The sequence below is a fragment of the Photorhabdus luminescens subsp. luminescens genome (assembly GCF_001083805.1).
GTDB classification, from domain to species: Bacteria; Pseudomonadota; Gammaproteobacteria; order Enterobacterales; family Enterobacteriaceae; genus Photorhabdus; species Photorhabdus luminescens.
On record NZ_JXSK01000004.1, the window covers coordinates 247,756 to 269,994 of the forward strand.

At 43.7% G+C, this 22,239-nt stretch carries 10 protein-coding genes; 7 read left to right on the forward strand and 3 right to left on the reverse strand.

What is annotated here, in order from left to right; all coding sequences use genetic code 11:
* Positions 1-121: 121 nt before the first annotated feature.
* From rtxA to rtxH, 3 genes are read right to left on the reverse strand one after another with little or no spacing between them, the layout of a single operon-like run.
* Positions 122-12,331: an MARTX multifunctional-autoprocessing repeats-in-toxin holotoxin RtxA gene (gene rtxA, locus TI10_RS25990; protein ID WP_049583601.1), complete on the reverse strand. Its 12,210-nt coding sequence runs from the start codon at positions 12,329-12,331 to the stop codon at positions 122-124.
* Between the two features lie 27 nt (positions 12,332-12,358).
* Entirely contained in the window at positions 12,359-12,820 is a 462-nt protein-coding gene (gene rtxC / locus TI10_RS12110) for an RTX toxin-activating lysine-acyltransferase RtxC (protein ID WP_049583602.1), read from the reverse strand.
* 21 nt (positions 12,821-12,841) lie between these two features.
* A complete protein-coding gene (gene rtxH, locus TI10_RS12115; protein ID WP_049583603.1) occupies positions 12,842-13,192 on the reverse strand; it encodes a protein RtxH in 351 nt (116 codons plus the stop codon).
* A gap of 323 nt (positions 13,193-13,515) precedes the next feature.
* On the opposite strand from rtxH, the gene TI10_RS12120 reads away from it, so the two are divergent.
* The 7 genes from TI10_RS12120 (at position 13,516) to fur (ending at position 22,216) form a co-directional block, all read left to right on the forward strand.
* Entirely contained in the window at positions 13,516-15,621 is a 2,106-nt protein-coding gene (locus TI10_RS12120) for a peptidase domain-containing ABC transporter (RefSeq protein ID WP_049583604.1), read from the forward strand.
* On the forward strand, positions 15,614-16,969 hold the full coding sequence (locus tag TI10_RS12125) for an HlyD family type I secretion periplasmic adaptor subunit (protein ID WP_049583605.1): 1,356 nt from the start codon (positions 15,614-15,616) through the stop codon (positions 16,967-16,969). Before TI10_RS12120 ends, TI10_RS12125 begins: the two co-directional genes overlap by 8 nt.
* Before the next feature lie 2 nt (positions 16,970-16,971).
* Complete coding sequence (locus TI10_RS12130; RefSeq protein ID WP_049583607.1) at positions 16,972-19,116, forward strand: type I secretion system permease/ATPase; 2,145 nt, start codon at positions 16,972-16,974, stop codon at positions 19,114-19,116.
* A 188-nt stretch (positions 19,117-19,304) separates the two neighbouring features.
* Complete coding sequence (locus TI10_RS12135) at positions 19,305-20,273, forward strand: GlxA family transcriptional regulator (RefSeq protein WP_049583608.1); 969 nt, start codon at positions 19,305-19,307, stop codon at positions 20,271-20,273.
* A 138-nt stretch (positions 20,274-20,411) separates the two neighbouring features.
* Positions 20,412-20,699 carry a LexA regulated protein gene (gene ybfE, locus TI10_RS12140; protein ID WP_049583800.1) on the forward strand — a complete coding sequence of 96 codons (288 nt, stop codon included), beginning with the start codon at positions 20,412-20,414 and terminating at the stop codon, positions 20,697-20,699.
* A 174-nt stretch (positions 20,700-20,873) separates the two neighbouring features.
* Positions 20,874-21,404 (forward strand): flavodoxin FldA, encoded by a 531-nt coding sequence (gene fldA / locus TI10_RS12145; protein WP_049583609.1) that lies wholly within the window; start codon positions 20,874-20,876, stop codon positions 21,402-21,404.
* Between the two features lie 365 nt (positions 21,405-21,769).
* Positions 21,770-22,216, forward strand: coding sequence for a ferric iron uptake transcriptional regulator (gene fur / locus TI10_RS12150; RefSeq protein ID WP_036776678.1), 447 nt, complete (start codon positions 21,770-21,772; stop codon positions 22,214-22,216).
* Positions 22,217-22,239 lie beyond the last annotated feature (23 nt).

Sequence of the window (22,239 nt, forward strand, 5' to 3'; positions counted from 1 at the left end):
TAGTCAGGAAATAATAATGACAAGTAAAATTCATTAATGAAAATAACCATTAGTCAATCAATAGCAAAAAATGACTCACCAATTCTGTGAGCCATTTTTATTACCTATTCTTGCGAATTAATTACGCAAATCTCGCCTTGCCAATAGTGGTATCTGCCCAAGCCGTTGTAATAGCAATTTTCGCCTTACTATCCAAATTTTCAATAAAACCATTATCGCCCGCTGTCGGAGCAAAACTGCTCATTGATTGGATCAAGGTATCAACCGCATTATCCGATAGAGCCGTCAATTCACGCTCTCCCGATGCATCTTTATCCCCCATCTTCGCCACCAGTTTGGCACGATGATCATTAAAGTAATTGCTAAAAGTGACCGAACTTATTGATTCAAATGTACCCTGAGCGGTTTTATCCTCAGTATGGCGGTTTACTGATAACACCAAATCATATCCGCTGCGTTGGAACCATAGGTCTTGCCAGTCAATACCGTCAAAAACGATCATATCTTCGGCATTGATATCATCAATCTGACTGTCAATCAGCTCATTACTGACAACAAAACTATCTGCGCCTGCACCACCCTGGAAGCGGTTTTGATAACCGCCTAGCACCAGCAGATCTTGACCATCACCGCCATCAAACTGGCTGAACTTCGAAATAGCGGCCGCTATCAAATGGTCATCGCCTTCTCCACCATTAATCACCGCATGGTAACCCATCAACTTAATCACATCGTTACCGGCGTCACCATCAATCTGGTTGTCATTACCAAATACCCTGGCAAAGTCATGGTCTGCACCTAGCTCAACCCGGTTGTTATTACCAATGGTCACGGCATAATCTTGATCTTCCCCAGTATCCACCCGGTTGTAGTTGCCTGAAGCGACAACGAAATCCTGCCCCTTATCGGTATTGATTAAGCCGCCTTCGCCAAAGACAAACGTCTGGTCATTACCTCCACCCATAAATACATGGTTAATACGACCAGCTACTACCGCGGTATCATCGCCATTACCGCCAAACATCCAGTTCTCACGTCCCATCAGGACGCCCAAATCATTACCTGCACCGCCTGTAAAGATGTTGGAAACGCCGATTGAATAATAAACATCATCACCGCGCCCACCCCAGAAGTTGTTGTTATCGCCCAGATAGGCGCCAAGATCTTTACCATCACCGCCCCAATTGAAGTTATAGTTCCCCAACGATACATGGATATCGCTATCCCCTTGCAGATGACCGCTGTTACGCAAGAAATCAAAGGTTTTCTGCTCCATATTGAGCAGATCTGCGGTTAGATTTTCTTTCAGATTGGTCACTAATGACTTCATCTCTTTTTGTTTATCTTTGCTGAACATCGTCGTAAACAAGTTAGGCAAATTCAGCGAATGAAAACCCAATGCACGCTCTGGTTTAGCGCTCTCCGTCTCCAAAGTAGCTGGAGTACCGCTCTGCGCTTTTTCATTCTCATCAGGCTCTTTCTGTTTCAGACCATGACTCTCAGCAAAGGATTTAATACCATCCGTCCCCATATTGAGGTGAGATTTCAGGTCATCAAGCAATTTATCTGGATCAGTGAAAACTTTCAGTTGTTCGCCGCCGAATTTTCCAATGACTTCAATCATCTCTTTTAGCATAGCCACACCATCCACTGGCTCGCCTCCACGGGAGACAATACGACCATCGGCAGTGTAATCCACATCAAAGATATCCGCTAAAGTGGTATCTGCATTCACACTGGCTAACCGACCCAGCAATCTGTTCTTAAGCTGACGAGGCAAATCCTGCGGATTATAGGTAAACGTTGTTTTCGCTATACCGGTTGTTGAGTATTGCTGAGTCGTTAAACCAAACAATGAACCTAGGTTAGTATCGAGAATCGACTGGATATTGTCACCGAACATAAAGTTCCAGTTACCCGTGGTCACCTGAATATCCGCGCCTTGCCCCCCGACCGCAAAGTTGAATGCCAGTTTCTCATTAGCCTGACGGAATTTATCTGCACGGCTCATTTTGCCTGGATCAACGCTATTGCCACGACCGCCTAACCACTGGTTGAATTTCTTATTCAGCGCTGCTTCACTATCACTTTTCAGACCACGGCTGCTACGCTGATGTTGAGAATCCAAATCAACTAGCGTTTTATAGTCAACGCTGCTGGTTTGGTCCAAACCAGACATATCCTGAACAAATTTTTTCGCGCCAGCGATTGTCCATTGCTGATTTTGCGCCGCTAGCCAGTCCTGCTCTTCACCAGAATGGGCAATGCTTTGCAATACACCAGAAATACGGGCTGCGCCATCAAATGAATTAACCAACGGTGGCGTCGGCAGGGATTTATCCATCATCACAATCAGGTCATTACTACGGCCTTGGTTGAAACTGACGTTACGATTGCCAATAAACATTTGCGCCCCTTCAAGCGCCTGATAACCGGCAATATCGAAGCTATGTTGACTGTCGCCATTGCCGATATGCGCCATCACATTATTATCGCCGAAGGCCAGTGACTTAAAACCGCCAATACCTACTTTGATACCAACGTTCGATGTTCCCCAATTGAGCGCAGTAAATTCACCATTTCCCACATTCACCTGAATATTACCCGAGTAACTTAGTTGGTTATTCGATATATGACTTGAATCGGTTTCAATTTTATTTTTACGTTTCTCAGGTGCAATGAAAATATCTGCATTATCCACAATCGCCCCTTTAGCTGGCGTATCTGCATCCGCTATACCGATACGAGAAAGATTGATATCGCTTTCAGCAATATTGCGACGCACTCGCTCTGAATGAGTTTCAAGTTCGCCTTTTTCATTCCAACTCAAGACGACTTTGTTCTCAGTCAGGTTATTGATCCATTGATTATTTTCATTTCGGGTAAATTTACGCCCCGTCACATCAACGGCAATTTCACTACGACGAGCCGAAACCGTCGTGTGAATGTCTTGCTCCTTTAAGGAGGTGATAAAATGACGAGCAAAACCATCTCGTTTGTCATCATTAATCAGCGAGCAACCCACGATGCTAATGTGGTCTGGTTTACCCGCCTGACTAAAATTCTGAGTAAATTGTTTGAGTTTTATTGCCAGCTCATCAGCACTGTAACCACTCAGACGCGTGTTATTCTGCTCTGATTCGCTACGACCATGCCCCACAAGCTGCCAACGCAATTTGCCTGATAATTTAGCCGGATCACCATAGATAGCACGGTATTGCCCCTCAGAATCAAGCTGAACAACCACGCTGGAATCCGGGTGTTTACCCGCCAGATTGGCCGCTGCTTTGGCGGCTACAGGATCATCCTCCATCTGGATAATGAGTTGACCATCAAAGCGGGTTTCTCGGCCATCGGTTTGTGATGTGACTGAAATGCGCTCCCAAGATTCGACATCGTTGTTTTTTAGAACAGCGTCCGACGATAATTTTTCCAGCACAGATACCGTAGCATCACCATTCTCTGAGCCTTTCAGTGTCAATTTACTGACGGTTGGGTCAGCAAATATCTTACCAATATTCAACTGTACTAAACTGGCGGCTTGTTTAAAGTTGTTGCTTTCAACTTCAACAGAGACCTTTTGGCCTTTCTTATCCATGACTTCCAGAGTGACGATATTTTCATGGTAATCAGCGATCCGCCCTTCGACACCTGAATCCAGCGAAAACATTATTTCTTGCTCTTTCAGTGCGTGCAATACATGACTTTGTTCACCCTCACGCGCCTGTTTCCACGTATTGTCATAACCCGTAATAGCGCTATCTTCAAATGTATTATAGTTAATATTGAAGCTCGATTTTGCACTGTCCTCAGGGTTGGCAGAAGTATATTTATAACCTATAGGCGATCGGTAACCCGTGATCATTCCCTTATGGAAAGAATCCATAAAACGGTGAAAATCATCATAGTTATCAAACGATTTAGCACCAAAGTTAGGATCAAAGAATGACCAGATTGTTTGAGCTTCACTCTTATGTACAACAACCGACATGGCGTGATCTTCAGACATAAACATCATATAAGTCGATTGCTTCACATTGCGCAATTGCTCCATAACAGATTCATAGCCATCAACCTCATAATTCAGCGGATCACCGATCCTCGCCCCGGTTAACCCATTTGCTTTTAGCCTTGCGCTATAATCAATATTCCCTTTCGCTTTATCGATCAAACTGCCAGCATCAAGATGTTGAAAATGTTGTATTGACAACAACTCTTCCATAGCCGAGCCGACTTTCTGACGGCGATATCGGTTAAGCAAAGAAGATTCAACAGAGTTGATATCCGTTTTCTTATTCACGGAGTTGTCGTTGTAGGCTTTAACGACATCCTTCAACCACTCCATATAAGCTTTTCCGCCTCCCACGCCATTCACTCGTTCTTCCATCATATAGCGGGAAGACAAAGCAAAGCATATTCCTTCCAGAAACTCTTTGGACTGAACGTCATTACCCTTGGTCACGAGTACATGACCAATTTCTGGAACAAGCTTCCTAAGCTCCCCCAATAAATCTTCATTCTGACTAAAGTGGAATGAGTAATCAGCCAATTGTTTTCCATCTGCTTTAATGTCAAAAATGGCATAACCCACTTCCTGGAATAAGCTTTTCTTTTCTACATTATGATCTTTGCTCTGAAAACTAGGAGGTGTCGACACATTCTCAATCGCCTGATGGATCTTCCTTAAACCAGAGATATCAATACCTTTACCATCATTCGATAAATCACTGGCTTTCAGATGCGAGAAGACGGCATCTGAAACATCTTGACCATATTCTTTAATAACCGCCGCTTTGACTTGCTCAATCGCTTTATCAAAATTTTCCGCTTTCTGGTTAATATGAATATTTGCCTTACCCCGAGTGACAAAATCGCCATTTTCATCAACATAAAGGTGCTTTGAATCCTTGAGATTCGCACTATCAAGCTTATCGTACAGACTACTGAAATCGCCTTGATCCGGGATTCTCACAGTGGATTCAGCAAGCACCGTCGACTCTTCAAAGCGCGTGTTAATTTGAGACAACAATGCCTTCATTGCCGGTACACGACCAGAGTCAGGATGGCCTAAGAGATAACCTTCAACTTGTTGGCGCAAATTGGATAATTTTTCAATCACATCCAACTCATCGTCTTTTCTTCCTTGCCAGACATGGTGATAACTTTCTAGTGCATCAATGACTTTTTGGTAACTGTCGCCCCGAATTTTACCCGCAACAGATGCGGCTTCCTGGAATTCACTCACCGACATCAATTTTGGTACCGGCCTCCAGATGCCATCCACTTTCTCAGTAAGAATTCGGGTATGCCCTTGATGATGAGATATAATCCGATCTGCAATGAAATACAACTCATCAGGTAGCTGTGCATAATTGTCGTAATTAGCCAGAATAAAACGTTCAACCGCTTTGAGCAGATTATTACTGGTTGTATTTTTTACAATAATTCGCTTAAATTCATTGCCATTACCCGGCCATGAACGCACCTCAAATCCTTCATCACTCTTTTGCACTAATAAGTTACGTTCTGTTCGTAATCCATAAAACGGCAATGATTGATTCAGCATAGTGTCGATAGCGCTGAGCTTAATATCGAGTTCAACAATGGTATCAGCTTTATAGCCGCCGGGATTAGCTGCCAGCCGTTTTTTCTGCTCTTCAATAGTCAAAGCATCAAACCGCGCCCACACAGCAATACCCGCCTCTGTTAATTTGCGGCCAATCGACTTTGTAGGCAACCCTTTATATTCACTTGCCGGCTTATCCAACAATCGAATATCACCGACTAATCCTTCACGTTGTAGTTTACGCAATACAGGTAATTCAACATTCCAGAAATAGTTGCCAAGACGTAAGCCCCCCTCAGAGATCAAATAAACATCACCACGTGATCCTGCGGCATAGATGGAGCTCCAGAAACCGGTGTTGCTATATGTAGCAGCATCAATTGCCGCTCTTAGCGCTTTATGTTCACTATTTTCAGGATCAGAGAGGTACATAATGCCCCAGCGCATGAGTTGCTGATTGAGTTGAATCGCAAAAGCGTTTCCTGGCACATCGACATCGTAAACAATTTTCTTACCATCCGGTTGAGCTGCCTCAAGAACATCTCGATGCCTTCTAAAACTCTTCCCGGACCAGAATGAAACAATACTTTTGTCATCACGGGCCGCTTCAAAGCTATAGCCATAACGGTCCAGTTTGGCAATAAATTCAACTCGTTTATCCCAGTCATAATCCAGAGTCGCGTCAACAAACAGTTTTGCTAAAGATGCAGTTTCATTCTCAGGTACGTTGTTTTTAACTTTGGCATTGGGATTTTTGAGATGCCGTTCAACAAAAGTCACCATCCGCTGTCTGGTCTTATCGGAAATATCGGCATTAACACGCTCAAATCCGGGAACAGGAATATATTCGTCCGACGTATTCGCGTTACCATTATCAAGCCAACGGTAGATGTGGGCGATTTTTTGTGCACGACTGAGTACGGAAGATGCCATCGCCCTCTTTTTGCTGCTCCCCAATCCTGCCAGATTAATACCAGAAATTATCGGCGCTTTTCTGATGAGTTCACGCGTCTCATGCGGAGACAGTACCACCATGCGGTCAGATAGTGTTTCAACAGACCGAGGAATAAGCGAAACATCGGTATTTTTTGCACGAATTCCCGCGTTGATCTGCAACCGGTTAACAGCGTGTTTAGCACTCTCCAACGCTTGCAATTCTTCTTCGGTCAGCCCTTGATAATATCGGTTTCTCGCTTCCGCCATCGATTCAGGATCAATATGGCTGCCAGTTTCTCCCGCGCCCGTTGACTCATAGGCTTTTTTTCCTGACAAGCCGCTGCCGCTTGCGCCAATGCGAACAGGTTTGGAATCGCTCAGTTTCTCCCTTTTAGCATCTGCTTGGGTCTGAGCCGCTTTACTTTCCGCCGCTGTAGTATCACGCTTACCACGGCTTTCTGCATTCTGATAGGCGATATTGGCGCTATCCTTTGCCTTTTCTGCCTGCTGCTGTTGTGAAAATGCTTCTTCTTTTCTTTGATCTGCTTTGAATTGCGCGTCTACACCATCAAGAATTGCCTTATCCCGATTTTGTTTACCTTTTATTTCAGCAACCTCTGATTGAGCAATCGCATCTTTTACTTTTTGCTGTGTATCAATAGTATTCCAGTGTATATCCGCCAGCCGTTTTTCTAATATCGGTTTGACATCATCCAACCGTTTTTGGATATCTTCAGAGATTCCACCCGCATAGTCGAGATAATGACTATCTAACTTACGACTATCATTAGTTTCATCTTTAAGTTGCTTAAATTTGTCAGCTATTAAAGTCAGCTCTTCAGTAACTGCCTGAGCTTCTTCTTTTATCGCATCACTTTGCGCCTGCCCATTTCGGTTAAGTGCTTCCTGATCCGTCGATTCCAATTGAGATTTCGATTTTTCAATCGCTGCCAGTTGTTTCTCTTTTTCTTGTTCGAGAAGTTGGCGATCTTTTTCGGCTTTTTCTTTATCACTTAACGCATTTTTCGCCGCCTGATCTTGCCGGGCATGTTTAATAACACTATTGGTTGGCAATGTATCTACAGATTTTGCAACAACGTTATCCAAGATATAGCCAATACCATTACTATCGCCGATACCTTTAAATTCGACGCGGTTAGTACCTGCTTTGGCGATTAATTCCAGCGTCTTACTTTGCCATGCCGTGTCACCATTAGTCACGGCAAATTTACTTTCACCGTTCCAAATAACTTCCATACCTTCATTAGGCATAAAAACATTTGCACGTTTTGCAAAGTCGAAACTCAGTGAAATAACTTCACCTTCAAACCGGTTTTTCAGATCCTGGTAAATAGTGGTACTGACATCCACATCAAGTTCACTGACTCGCTTCCCATGACCAGTATTATTAAGGCCATAAGCGCTCGCCGCATGATATGCTTCAACACCCTTGGTTGACTGCCAACCTCGATTACCCTGTTCAAAGTCGCCATTGACGATCAGATTTTCGTTCCGATCTGATACCGATCGCGTTTTTCGATGCAACGAACCGGCTAAAGAACTTTCTATTGAGTCAATATCAGGCACTTCTACCGCTGTCACCGAGCTACTCAGATGACCGCTTAAGTCCGAACCAACTTGATCAATTTCATCCATCTTAAAACCATCAATGGAGGAAACTTCGGTTAAGTTAATCGCACCTCTGCCCTTATGAGTGCCCGATGTATTGGCTTCATCCCCATGCACCAAGTAGTTGATCGCCTGACTGCCACCCACACCCAGTACTGTTTGTTTGATATTGTCGAAGAAAGAGGTAAGTTTATGGCTCTCTGTATTACTCGATGCCACCGCCAAGCTGTAAAAATCACCATCGCCAATCTTAATCGCCACGTTGTTGCGAGCATATGAGGCATTAACATCTAAGCCATGACCAACCTGAATATTAGCGTTACCTTGGCCTTTCATAACCGCAACATTGAGGCCATTGCCAACTTTGGTATTGACGTTATATTTCCCCCACGCCACGTTAACCGAAATACCATCGCCCACATGAGTGTTAATATTAGCGTCACCATGAGTAGCGGTTACACTTAAGCCATTGCCTACTGTCGTCGTTACGTTAGCTTTCCCTTTTGCCGCCGTAACCTGCATACCGTCTCCTACTTTGGTGACAACATTGCCTTCACTCCATAAGACATTAAAGCTGTCTCCCTTACCCACCTGAGTGACAATGTTAGCCTTACCTTTGGCAAGCACCACATTACGCCCGTCACCGACTTTAGTGATAACGTTGGCTTCTCCCCAGGCGCCAGTGTAATCATCACCGTTACCCACATGGGTGATAATGTTGGCATCCCCCTGAACCACCGTGACTTCTTGTCCAGCCCCCACTTTGGTAATAAGGTTAGCTTTACCTTTCGCGAAGTTGTAACGGTCGCCATTTCCCACTTGAGTCAGGATATTCGCTTCACCCCAAGCCGCATTCACTCCGGGACCATCGCCAATTTTAGTAATCAGATTGGCTTTACCCTTGGCAAAACCCACCGTCGCGCCATCACCCACATGAGTCATAACATTGCCTACATCAGACACCAGTAGACCGACTGTCGTCCCCTTTCCTATTTTGGTTAGAATATTGCCTTTGCCAAGCAAAACAGCCGCCGTCGTTGAGTTGCCCACATGGGTAACAACGTTCGCTTTCGCCGCCGCAACCACCCCCATAAAATCATCACCCACCTTGGTAACGATATTGGCCTCACCTAATGCTAAGACGCCAGTCAAGCCATTGCCGACATGAGTCATAATATTGGCTTTACCGAACATGGCCGCCAGCGTTGTACCCTCACCGACTTTAGTCATCACGTTCAGTTCACCGGCAAACAAACCGATACTGGCGCCATCACCCACATGGGAATAGATATTGGCTTTTCCTATCATTAAGGCGGCAGTCAGGTCATTACCGACCTTGGTCAGCACATTGGCGCCACCGATCATGGCAGCAAAGGTATTGCCATCCCCGACATGGGTAAAAACATTGGCTTTGCCGATCATCGCCGCCAAGGTCATACCATTACCCACTTTCGTGGCAATATTGCCCTTTGCCAGCATCAGCGCAACACTTGCGCCATCCCCGATATGAGTGAACACATTGCCTGCGGCTACCATTAACGCCAGTGCATCACCGTCACCCACTTTGGTAAAAACGTTTACTGCGCCGCCCATTAACGCCCATGCATCCCCTTTGCCAACATGAGTAAACAGGTTGCCTGCGCCAATCATGGCCGCAATCGATGTCCCCTCCCCAACTTTGGTGAAGATATTTCCTGCCGCAGCCATCACGCCCAGAGTCAAACCGTCGCCAACATGGGTCGATACGTTGCCTATGCCGAACATAATGCCGGTCGTGTCACCCTTTCCGACTTTGGTCAACACATTAGCGCCACCGAGCATAACGCCCGTGGTATTGCCGTCCCCTATATGCGTGAGGACGTTAGCGCCACCGCCCATGACCGCCAGTGCATGACCTTTCCCTTTTTTGGTAAAGATGTTAGCGCCGCCCAACGCAATAGCAGTGGTGTCGGCGGTTTCAATATCATCACTGATATGCGTGATAATATTAGCGCCGCCAAACATTCCGGCAACCAAATCCCCGGCGCCAAGCTTAGTTAGCACATTAGCACCGCCCAAAAGTGCGGACGAAATATCCCCTTTTCCCGCCTGCGTGATAACGTTAAAACCACCCGTTCCGGCCCAGTTCGCGCTACCAGCGCCTATTTGGGTATGCGTGTTGTACCCGCCCAACATCAGCACCCGGCTGTTACCGTTGCCTTTGTGAATTGAGATATTGCCATAAGCCAGAAGATGAGCCAGATATCGTCCATCCCCGACCCGCACGAGAACATTTACCGCGCCACCAGCATAAACATCCATCTTCCCACTCTGGCCTTGGTGAACCAGAACATTGGCTAAACCCGCGCCATGAAATGTCAGATCGCCCTTTTCGCCACTTTTTACAATGACGTTGGCTGCACCCGCACCATCAAAATTCGTATCGCCAAATTTTGAGCCATGCAAAATGACATTCGCCGCTCCTGCGCCTTTAAAATTAACATTTCCCCGCGTGACATTAGATTTAATAACATTTCCACCACCCGCACCGTTAAAATTAACGTAGCCACTACTTGTGGATGACTCAACAAGGTCTTGTTGACTATATTCTTCGCTATGCACTAATCGATGGGAAGTTCGGCGCACTGTATTGGCGCTATATTGAAGCTGGCTTAAGGTGTAGCCGGGGCCGATAGAGGTATATCCGTTAGCATAGGAAATCTCTTCATTAGCCAAATTACCCGTATGATCGCCTGCTTTGTACCATGCTATTGCTTTGTATTTCAGTTGCCGTGTATGAGGATCGTTTTTCAACTGAACTTCAACGATTTTGGTATATGGCCCCATTACCTTAGCATACACATAAGTATTGGGCTGACGGTTCGATTTGACTGCGGAAACATCGACTTTGCGGCCATCGGAGAAGATCGCATAGCCCCCCATTTTGGCATCACCTAGCGAGATATCCTCGGCCTTAACTAGTATGCCGCCCGCGTAGGTTACCCACCGATCTATCAGCAGGTTTTCCTCGATAGCATGAACCTTGACGGGTTGCTGATGCTCAAAGATCAGACTGGAGAGACGGTAAGCGCCATTCGTGTTTACCGCGATAAATCCATTGCCTGACGAAATGTCTTTCGCAGCAAGATTCTTAAGGTGATTGCCCACTTTATACCAAGAAGTGGCATGATAGCCGAGCTTACCTGTAATGGGATTATTTTGGAGCTGGACTTTGCTGATTTTAGTGTACGTTTTATCAGCAAATGCAAAAAGATAGGTATCCGGTTCGACAGTTGACTTAATAGCTGTAACTTGCTGAGACTCCTGAATCCAGCTTCCTCCCATCGTTGCCGTCGTCAATACGATCTCTTCGGCTTTAGCAAATTCCAGTGTCTTACCATCGAAATCGCTATTCGCGTCTATTCTGGTGATTTCATTGTAAGCACCAGCACCGGAGAAATTAATATTGCCATGCGCGACATCAGAATGGAGTTTGTTATAACCCCCCGTACCTTCAAAAGTAATATCGCCACGGGTCTGTTCATACTCGTCTTTATTTTGGCGTACACGCTCAATTCGATTCGATGCCCCCGCGCCACGTAAGATAATATTACCTTCTTTACCTTTACGTACGATGTGATTATCCGCACCTGCTCCATTGAATGTAACGTTACCGCTCTCTACTCGTGAACTGATGCTGTTTGCCGCGCCTGCGCCATTAAAAGTCACATTTCCCTGTGAATCTTGATAACGGTTAAGCCAAGTATGGTCAATGTCATTGTATGCCCCTGCGCCAGCAAAATCTAAATTTCCCCGGTTAGTTTCATGCCATAACTTATTGTATCCACCAGCCCCTTTGAAATTTGTATCACCAGATAAACCTTTACGAACCAGTTTGTTATAACCGGCAGCCCCAGAATAATTTAAATTTCCCGTTTTACCTGTGTGATTAATAATAGCCGCGCCGGCTGCGCCCGAAAATGACAGACTGCCATTTCCCGTTTTACTAATGCCGGCGTAACCTGAAGCTCCCTTTACCGAAAGGTCACCATCTGTATGGTATACATCGACTTTAACTGACCCAACAGTAACATCATCATTGCCGCCATAAGCATAAACTTCACCACCAACACCAATAGCAGTAATACTATTACCATCATTATCGTCGTAGTATTTTCCAGTAAAGAAGTACTCTGTACTTCTATTTGATGATTTCCCCATCAAAAATCCCTTTAATTCATACAAAAATCAAACAAAAAACCACTGCACCTGACGAATACAGCGGTTGTTTTGGATATCAAGTTTCCCACGGACAGTACACGCTTTCTGACCTTTCCACGGCAAAAAGACACGGCGGCGCAAATCCCTGGCAACTTCACGCCCGTGGCCAAAAGGCGCAATCATTTCGGGAAAAAAGATATGTGGACCTGAGCGCCAGTCTGTGTGGGTAAGCTCTCTTTCTCCCGAAAGAAGCTCATCTCGATTCTGCTCAGATAAAAAAGCCCAATTACAAAAAGCGATTGGGCGCCCGTGTTCATCTTCATAATAGCAAAACTGATTCAGCTCAAATGCAGGCAAGATACGCTGTTGCCACTCGGACACCAGGTATCTCCGATGCAGCGGAGAATGCTGACTCAGCAGCATGACTCCGCCAATCATCGCTTGAATTTCTGCGTTATTCAGTTTCGCTGGTTGATGTACAATCGCCATGTGCTAATCAACCATGAAATCTTATTTTGTATTTTTAGATGGGCGTTTTTTCGCATCAGCAGGTTCTTCTGCTATTGATTCTGATGTAATTTGTTCTTCAGCCACTTGTGGCGCAGGTAGAAATCCCGCTGCAACCAATTTGTCAAACTCAGCCGTCATCCGTGGATCTTCCAACATATTTTTAACCATTGAAACCATATACATAAATCCCGATGCTGGCATATGGATAACTTGTTTTAATTCAAGTTCATTATCATTTTCTGCCATTATCCCATTCGCCATACGATTGGGCTCTTGACCAACAAAATAAAGAGAAAAAACACCTTTGTTATAATTAACGCTAGAGACAGTTTGTACGAATTTTTCAGACATATTTTTATTTACCAAAAATAAACAATTTTTTAATGGGGCTATACAATGTTTACAACAAGGAAAGCGTTCAATTCAGGGATATCTTGAATTTGTATATCTATAAATACATTAAAAGTAAATGAATCAGTAAAATAATATAGAGACAAAACTCAAAATCAATATTTATATACAAAAAGTCCTTTTACCCCCCACATATAGTCCCATTTACCCACACTGGTACTGGCAATAAATATAAGATAATAACGCAATACTTAAATACTACACAAATCAACATAATATTTTGCTTTATTTAATATTTTTGTGAATTTTAAAGATGTTTTTTCATGAATGAAATTGAGAAATTGACCATAGCATCATTAAGATTAATATTGATGATATGCAATGGAAAAGAAAATATTACTGATATTGATAACTTAAAAAGCTCTGATTGTTACCATTCCTCTATAAAGGATATAGAGAAGAAATTTAACTTATCTCTTTCAAATAAAAATTCCGTCAGCAAAAAGCACCATAACATACCTTTACCCGCAATCTTGTTTGATAATAATGGCCTGCCCTTTGTTTTAGCCAAATCGAATAAAGAGAGTTCATTAATTCAGAGGATTGATAAAGAAAATCCCGAAATATGGTCGGAAGAAAGGCTAATAAAAGAGTGGAATGGAAAATGGATTAAAATCAAACAGAAACAAGCCAAATTTAACATCAGTTGGTTTATTCCAGAATTCCTGGCACAAAAGAAAAACCTGGGTGAAATACTGCTATTTTCCTTTGTGTTACAGATTCTTGCGCTAATTTCACCTTTAGTTATTCAGGTGGTTATGGATAAGGTTTTAATCCATCAAGCATTATCGACACTTGATGTATTAGTCTTTGGCTTAATTATTGCCGGCATCATTGAGGTGATTTTACGTGGATTGCGCGAATACCAATACGCTCACACCGCTAATCGCATTGATATCAAATTGGGATTAAAACTGGTCCAGCATTTGTTTGGGCTGCCTTTACTCTTTTTTAAATCCCGTCAGGTCGGAGCAATTGTCACACGGGTGCGTGAACTGAATACCGTCAGAGAATTTCTGACGGGTTCAATGTTTACCTTATCTGTCGATCTGCTGTTTATGTTTATTTTCATCTATGTGATGACTCTGTTATCCAGCACACTGACCTGGGTGTTTCTCGCCACCCTTCCTTTTTATGCCATTTTGGCATGGCGGCTGACTCCTCGCATGGAAAAAGCCATTGAACAACAGTTCACCCATGCAGCAATAAATACCTCTTTTCTGACTGAAACGGTTTCCGGTTCTGAAACCCTGAAAAGTCTGGCAGTAGAGCCAAGATTCGTTCGCCGTTGGGATAACCAGACTGAAAAGATGGTAAATACCAGTTACGCGGTACAGCAACTGAGTAACCGTTCAAACCATCTGGTGATGCTACTGCAAAAAGTCACCAATGCAGCAATTCTCTGGTTAGGTGCGTCAGAGGTTTTATCACTGCAAATGACCATTGGTCAGTTAATCGCCTTCAACATGATGGTAAATCACACTTCCCAACCATTAGCCAGACTGGTGGAGCTATGGGGACAATTTATCAGAACACAGGTAGCCGTCGATAAATTAGGAGATATGTTAAACCTGCCAACCGAACAGCAATCCGGTCAACAACAAATCACATTGCAAGGAGCGATCTCATTTAACCGGGTTGTCTTTCGCTATCAACCCGATATTCCACCGACGATTAAGGGTTTGACTCTCAATATAAGAGCTGGAGAAACCATCGGTATTGTGGGTACTTCTGGTTCCGGGAAAAGTACGTTGGCTCGTTTATTACTCCGCCTTTATACCCCAGAAACAGGCGCAATCACCTTAGATGGGATTCCATTGCAAAATATAAATATTGCAACGCTCAGGCAGCAAGTCGGTGTGGTTCTGCAAGAAAATTTTTTATTTAACAAAACAGTATATGAGAATATTGCCCAATCAAAACCCGATGCCGATCTGGAAGCGGTCATTAAAGCGGCTAAACTGGCGGGCGCCCATGAATTTATTCTCAAGCTCCCGATGGGCTATGACACAACTATCGCAGAAGGCGGGCAATCTTTATCCGGCGGTCAGCGTCAGCGGCTTGCCATTGCCCGGACTATCTTGGCTAACCCCAAAATTCTTATTCTTGATGAGGCCACCAGTGCCCTTGATGATGAATCACAAGCACTCATTCAATCCAATATGGCGGAAATTGCCCAAGGTAGGACGGTAATTACCATCGCACACCGCCTTTCAACTGTACGTCATTGTGATCGCATCATTGTTGTTAAGCAGGGAGAAATTATCGAACAAGGCTCGCACGCTCAATTGCTTAGCCACGGCAAGCAGTACCGCAAGCTCTGGCAGTTACAACAAGAATTAAAACAGGAGACGCCTTGTCATGATTAAGGCTTTTAAGGATAAAATTAAAACCCGATTGCGCCCTCGTCCGCAACATTACGATTTTTTACCAACACATTTGGCGTTATCGCAGCGCCCACCTTCGCCATTTGCTCGTTATACCGCAATCACGCTCAGTGTCGGCGTCATCATCGCCTTGCTCTGGGCTTATCTGGGCAAGCTGGACGTCCAAGCGACAGCAACTGGCCGTCTGATCGTCTCAGGTCGCTCTCAGATAATTCAAGCTTATGAACAGAGCCGGGTGACAGCTATCCATGTTCAGAACGGACAGCGGGTCACGAAAAACGCTCCACTTCTAACATTGGACACACTCGGCGTTAATCAAGATATCGCTCGGTTACTCAAGCAGCTCGAATATCAAGCCCATGAAAAAATTCGTTATCAGGCTTTAACTGAGGAACAGGCGCCAAAAGAACAAGCGCTATTTCAAACATTGCCGATATCTCAACAAGCACAAGTTGTTGAAAACTATTCCCGTGAGAAAAGAGAGTATGAAGCGAGCGTAACCAATCTGAAAGCAGAGATGAACGTCAATCTCTCTTCTCAACAATCACGGAAAAGCGATATCAATGTGCTCACTAAGCTCCGGCAAAATATTAGCCAGCGTTTAAAAGCACGCCAGACCTTAAGCCAAAAACAAGTGATCAGTAAAGTCGAATATCTTGAACAGGAAAAAGAGTTTCTGGAAACAGAACGTCTAATTGCTCAACAAAACGCAGAACTTAATGTACTGCAATCCCAATATATCAGCCTTGAGGAGCGCTTAAACAGCCTGAAAACGCAAAAAGAACGTGAATGGTTTGATAAAAGAAAGCAGGCCGAAGTTCAATTGGTTGTTTTAGAGCAAGAACTGGCAAAAGCTCAAGTGCGAGAACAACTTGAAGTTATTCGCTCTCCTGTTACAGGAACCGTTCAACAACTTAGTGTGCATACATTAGGCGCAGTTTTGCAACCCGCGCAAAACTTAATGGTGATCGTCCCTGATGACAATGTGCAACTGGCAGAAGTGCAAATTCTCAATAAAGATGCCGGGTTTGTTCATCAAGGACAACAAGTCACCGTTAAGATAGACGCTTTCCCCTATACACGTTACGGCACGATTGATGGCGAACTGCTGAGTATATCCAGAGACTCAACCACCGATGAACGGTTAGGGTTAGTCTTCCCGGCTCAGGTAAGCCTTAAGAGTAATAATATCGTCATAGACAACACACGTGTTGACATTACCCCAGGTATGTCAATCGTCGCTGAAATCAAAACTGATCAACGCCGCGTTATCGATTATCTCTTGAGCCCTATCAGAGAGTATCAATCTGAAGCATTAAGGGAGAAATAATCGTGAACATATTACCCTCTTCTGCTACCAATTCCGGTAACAACATCCATAATCAGGCGCTAGACTGCATTGTCTATGTGGGAAAACAATTTCATAAATCGGCCACTGTCGATCAACTTCAACACAGCTTGGGTTTTGATTCTTTATATCTGAATGACTTACAACTACGCGAAGCCGCTGACGCTATTGGACTACACAGTAAAATTGAGCAATTAACTGCCAATACAGGACCAACGTTACCCTTGCCGGCATTGATTGAACTGGAACAGCAATGGTGGGTCCTGATTGAGGTCAGTAATACCCATATTATTATTCTCGATCCTGCGACTGAACAAACGCGGTCGTTTTCTTTATTTGTTGATAATAAAAAGCATGTCTATAAGATCCTTTTGATCGCTGATCAGGAATTAACTAAAAAACATGTCAAATTCGGCCTGAATTGGTTTTACCCCTCTATTTTCCGTCAGAAAAGTCAGATAAGAGATCTATTTTTATTTGCCATTGTGCTGCAATTATTTGCGCTAGTTAGCCCGATCCTGTTTGAAAATATCATTGATAAAGTATTGGTAGGACGAAGTTTATCCAGCCTGCATGTATTAGGTATGGCTATGCTCGCAATCGCCCTTGCCGAACCTTTGTATAGCTTTATGCGCAACACCGTATTTGGACACATGGCAAGCCAGATAAACTCTGAACTTTCCGGACGGCTGTATCGTCATCTGACAAGCTTGCCGCTGCAATATTTTAAGCAACGGCAAACCGGGCAGATTATTGCCAGAGTCAGAGAAATGTCTCAAATCCGCCAGTTTTTGACCGGTTCTACTCTGATGTTGCTGTTAGATCTGGTTTTCGTCATCATGTTTATTGGCGTCATGTTTTACTATGCCAAGATATTGACCTTGATCGTTATTGGATCACTCTTTATTTATTTCGTATTCTGGCTTATCGCCGGGCCAATTATTCGCCGCAAAGTAGAAGCAGAATATGAAACCGATGCGAATGCCACGAGCTTTCTGACCGAAGCCGTAACAGGCATTGAAACCATCAAAACCACCGCTACTGAAAATCGTTTTTTACATCAGTGGCAACGCATTCTCAGTCAACAATTGACTAAAAGCTTTGCGGCACAAAAAAGCGGTTTAATTGCCGGGCAAGGAATCGATTTTGTCCAGAAATTTACCGCCGCAATCCTCTTATGGTGGGGAGTGACAGAGGTTTTACGCGGGGAACTGACTCCGGGGCAACTTATCGCTTTTAATATGCTAGCCGGACATGTCACCCAACCTATCCTCCGGCTGGCGCAGGTTTGGCAAGATTTTCAGCATACGTTAATCGCCCTGAAACGTGTGGGGGATATTCTTGATGAACCAATGGAGAACAGTAAACAGGGATTAGCTTCTGTGCCTAAGCTGGAAGGCCAGATTGAATTCAGAAACATTCGTTTCCGCTACCATGACGACACACCGGAGGTTCTGGCAAATTTATCGTTATCAATAAAATCCGGCCAATTTATTGGAATAACAGGACCATCAGGTTCAGGTAAAAGTACTCTCACCCGTTTACTACAAAGACTATATGTCCCTCAACATGGGCAAGTTCTAATTGATGGTATGGATCTGGCTATTGCCGATCCCGTCTCTTTACGCCGCAATATGAGTGTTGTACTCCAGGAAAGTATCCTCTTTTCCGGCAGCATCATCGATAACATTCGACTATGTAAACCCAACGCCACTGATGCAGAAGTCTATCGCGCTGCCAAGTTATCCGGCGCCACTGAATTTATCCAATCGCTTCCTCACGGTTTTGCTCATCCGGTCGGGGAGAAAGGAGCAAATCTCTCTGGCGGTCAAAGACAGCGCATTGCATTAGCAAGAGCACTCTTGGTCAACCCGACTATTCTAATCCTCGATGAAGCCACCTCAGCATTAGATTACGAATCCGAAGCCGCAATCATGGCAAATATGGATGAAATATGCCGTGACAGAACAGTTATTAGCATTGCTCACCGGCTCAACACGATTCGCCATGCCGACAAAATCTGCGTATTAGATCAAGGGCAAATCGTCGAATTTGCCTCACATGATCAACTACTTCAACAAGACGGTTTATACGCCCATTTATGGCATCAACAAATTGGCGAAAGCTGAATTGACATTCAGTTTCATTGCTTAAAAAAGGAGCATAAATTTTGACTCAAAATGTGTCTATTTTTATTTATTCGACCAATAATTTAACAAAATGTAAATAAATTATTTAAATTGTAACGTTCAGTTATTAATATGTTAGATAAATCAAATATCTTTATACATCTTAACTTTTAAGTTGGAGAATTCTTATGGATAGGAATCCAGTTTCGTTAAGCGCTTTAGCATTTTCAGGAGGATCTCTAACTTCTATTACCGGCCCGATAGAAATTTTAACCACCGCCGCTCATTTAGCCGGAGCGCCGGAACCAGAAATTAATATCATTACCCAGGATAATCAAGATGTTATCGGGCTAGGCGGTGTTCGGCTAAAGCCCAACAAACTCATAGGAGAAATTAAACAAACAGATATTGTCTTGGTGGGGGCTATCGGGCTTCCCTACAACGATCTCGATTCTTGCAATCAGGAAACCTTAGATTGGCTGCAAATGATGGAACAAAAAAATATCCCTATTGTCTCCATTTGCTCTGGTTCATTTATCCTGGCTAAAGCTAACTTGCTCAACAACCGTAAAGCCACCACACACTGGCTGTTTACCAACTTATTTAAGGATATGTTTCCACAAGTACAGTTACACTCGGAAATAAAAGTCACCAGAGATAATAATATCTTTTGTACTTCTAGCACCTATGAATACAACGATGTCATGATGCATATTGTTGAACAGATATATGGTCAAAATACCAGGGAAACCTGTAGTCAACTTATATTTGGCGATATGGAAGGTCTGCCTTCGCATACTCTCGCAAGTTTTATTCCCTATCGCCAACATTCAGATACATTAATCCACAAACTGCAAGACTGGATGCATTCTGCCCCATCAGACAGATTATCGGTTGGCAATTTGGCCGATAAAATTCATCTGTGTGAAAGACAAATGAAGCGGCGCTTTAAGACCGCAACCGGCCAGACACCTATTCAATATATCCAACAGATTCGATTATCTCTGGCGAAATGTCGGTTAGAAAAATCGAACAAAACCATAGAAGAGATCAGCCATGAAGTTGGCTATGAAGATACTCGTTATTTCAGAGAGTTATTCAAGAAACTTAATGGGTTAACACCAATAGAGTACCGCAGAAAATACCAGCACCGCTAAAACGGAAACTCAATCACAATCCTTTACAGATAAGCAATGACGCCGCCTTTATCTTTGTCAGGCAGTAGCGATACACTAGAAGCTGGGGTATCATGGCGTGCTATATTTTATGGTATACGCCCTTTACTAATTGAATTTATGGCAAAAGAACAAATGGATCGCACCACTCTGGATTTGTTCGCAAATGAACGCAGACCGGGGCGCCCAAAAACTAACCCACTTTCCAGGGATGAACAACTCAGAGTCAACAAGCGTAACCAACTTCGCCGTGACAAAGTGCGTGGTCTGCGTCGTGTGGAACTGAAAATAAATGCTGATGCAGTAGATGCGCTTAACTTTCTTGCACAGCAACGCAACATCAGCCGCAGTGAACTCATCGAGCAAATTTTGCTGGCCCAGTTAGCAGAAAGTAACATCACGACTTGATAGCATTGAAGGCACGAAATCACACAAACTTGACAGAATTGTCCTGACTGTTTAGTCAAAATGGGATTTTATTTTTTTATTAATACAATCAGAATCTTTTTCACTGATTTTTAACATTTTATACGTATATCTCATACAGAAATACACAAATAAAACAAGAGGTTATATTATCCTATGGCAATTATAGGTATATTTTTCGGCAGCGATACCGGCAACACAGAAAATATTGCCAAAAAGATCCAAAAAATTCTGGGTTCCGACATTGCAGAAGTCCATGATATTGCCAAGAGCAGCAAAGAAGATATCGAACAGTTCGATATTCTGCTACTCGGCATCCCTACCTGGTACTACGGTGAAGCACAGTGCGACTGGGATGATTTCTTCCCTACTCTGGAAGAGATCGATTTTGAAGGGAAGTTAGTCGCCCTTTTTGGTTGCGGCGATCAGGAAGATTACGCGGAATATTTCTGTGATGCTATGGGAACTATCCGTGACATTATTGAACCCCGCGGCGCCGTTATCGTTGGTCATTGGCCAACTGAGGGCTATCACTTCGAAGAATCAAAAGGTCTGGCTGATGATAACCATTTTATCGGGCTTGCTATTGATGAAGACCGCCAACCAGAATTAACCGAAGAGCGTGTTAATGCCTGGACTAAGCAGATTTACGAAGAGCTGAGTTTGTCAGAAATTCTTGCAGGATAGCGGCCTATCCCAATAAGCATAATGGATGCAGGCCATTTCTTATCAATAGTGAACCCACGGTAGGTGAGAAGTGACTCGCTTCACTCGCCCTGTGGGATCGCACTCAAAGGCTATTACTTTTATCAGAACACTGTTTAAATCCGCTTTTTATTACGAAGAACGGTAAAAAACAGCCTAAACATGATAAACAGTAAGGTTATTCCTGCGTTTTATAAATGATTATTCTGGCAAAATGTGTAATGAAAGTTAAGGTTAACGTGGTTTTCATTTTCATTAGCCATGCCTATAATCATAATCTGATAACTAACTGGTACTTTTTGAAGTATCGCTAAGCTCACTTTACTGAGTAACAGGACTGAATCCGCATGACCGACAACAATAAAGCATTAAAAGATGCTGGACTTAAAGTTACACTTCCTCGTCTTAAGATATTGGAAGTGTTACAGGAGCCTGAATACCACCATGTCAGTGCGGAAGATCTCTACAAGAAACTGATTGATAACGGTGAAGAGATTGGACTTGCTACTGTCTACCGCGTGTTGAATCAGTTTGATGATGCCGGTATTGTCACCCGTCACAACTTTGAGGGCGGCAAATCGGTTTTTGAACTCACTCAACAACACCACCACGACCATTTAATCTGCCTGGACTGTGGTAAAGTCATTGAATTCAGTGACAAATATATCGAAAGACGCCAGAAGAACATTGCTGAGCGTTATGGGATTAAACTTTCAAACCACAGCCTCTATTTATATGGTCACTGCTCCGCCGGTAATTGCCGCGAAGATAGTAGTGCACATGACGAGAAGTAATTCACGCCTGAACCTCTAATTTT

Excerpts from the sequence above, each read along its gene's own strand:
- rtxA (WP_049583601.1), bottom strand. The coding sequence starts at position 12,331 with ATGGGGAAATCATCAAATAGAAGTACAGAGTACTTCTTTACTGGAAAA.
- rtxC (WP_049583602.1), bottom strand. The coding sequence starts at position 12,820 with ATGGCGATTGTACATCAACCAGCGAAACTGAATAACGCAGAAATTCAA.
- rtxH (WP_049583603.1), bottom strand. The coding sequence starts at position 13,192 with ATGTCTGAAAAATTCGTACAAACTGTCTCTAGCGTTAATTATAACAAA.
- TI10_RS12120 (WP_049583604.1), top strand. The coding sequence starts at position 13,516 with ATGAATGAAATTGAGAAATTGACCATAGCATCATTAAGATTAATATTG.
- TI10_RS12125 (WP_049583605.1), top strand. The coding sequence starts at position 15,614 with ATGATTAAGGCTTTTAAGGATAAAATTAAAACCCGATTGCGCCCTCGT.
- TI10_RS12135 (WP_049583608.1), top strand. The coding sequence starts at position 19,305 with ATGGATAGGAATCCAGTTTCGTTAAGCGCTTTAGCATTTTCAGGAGGA.
- ybfE (WP_049583800.1), top strand. The coding sequence starts at position 20,412 with ATGGCAAAAGAACAAATGGATCGCACCACTCTGGATTTGTTCGCAAAT.
- fldA (WP_049583609.1), top strand. The coding sequence starts at position 20,874 with ATGGCAATTATAGGTATATTTTTCGGCAGCGATACCGGCAACACAGAA.
- fur (WP_036776678.1), top strand. The coding sequence starts at position 21,770 with ATGACCGACAACAATAAAGCATTAAAAGATGCTGGACTTAAAGTTACA.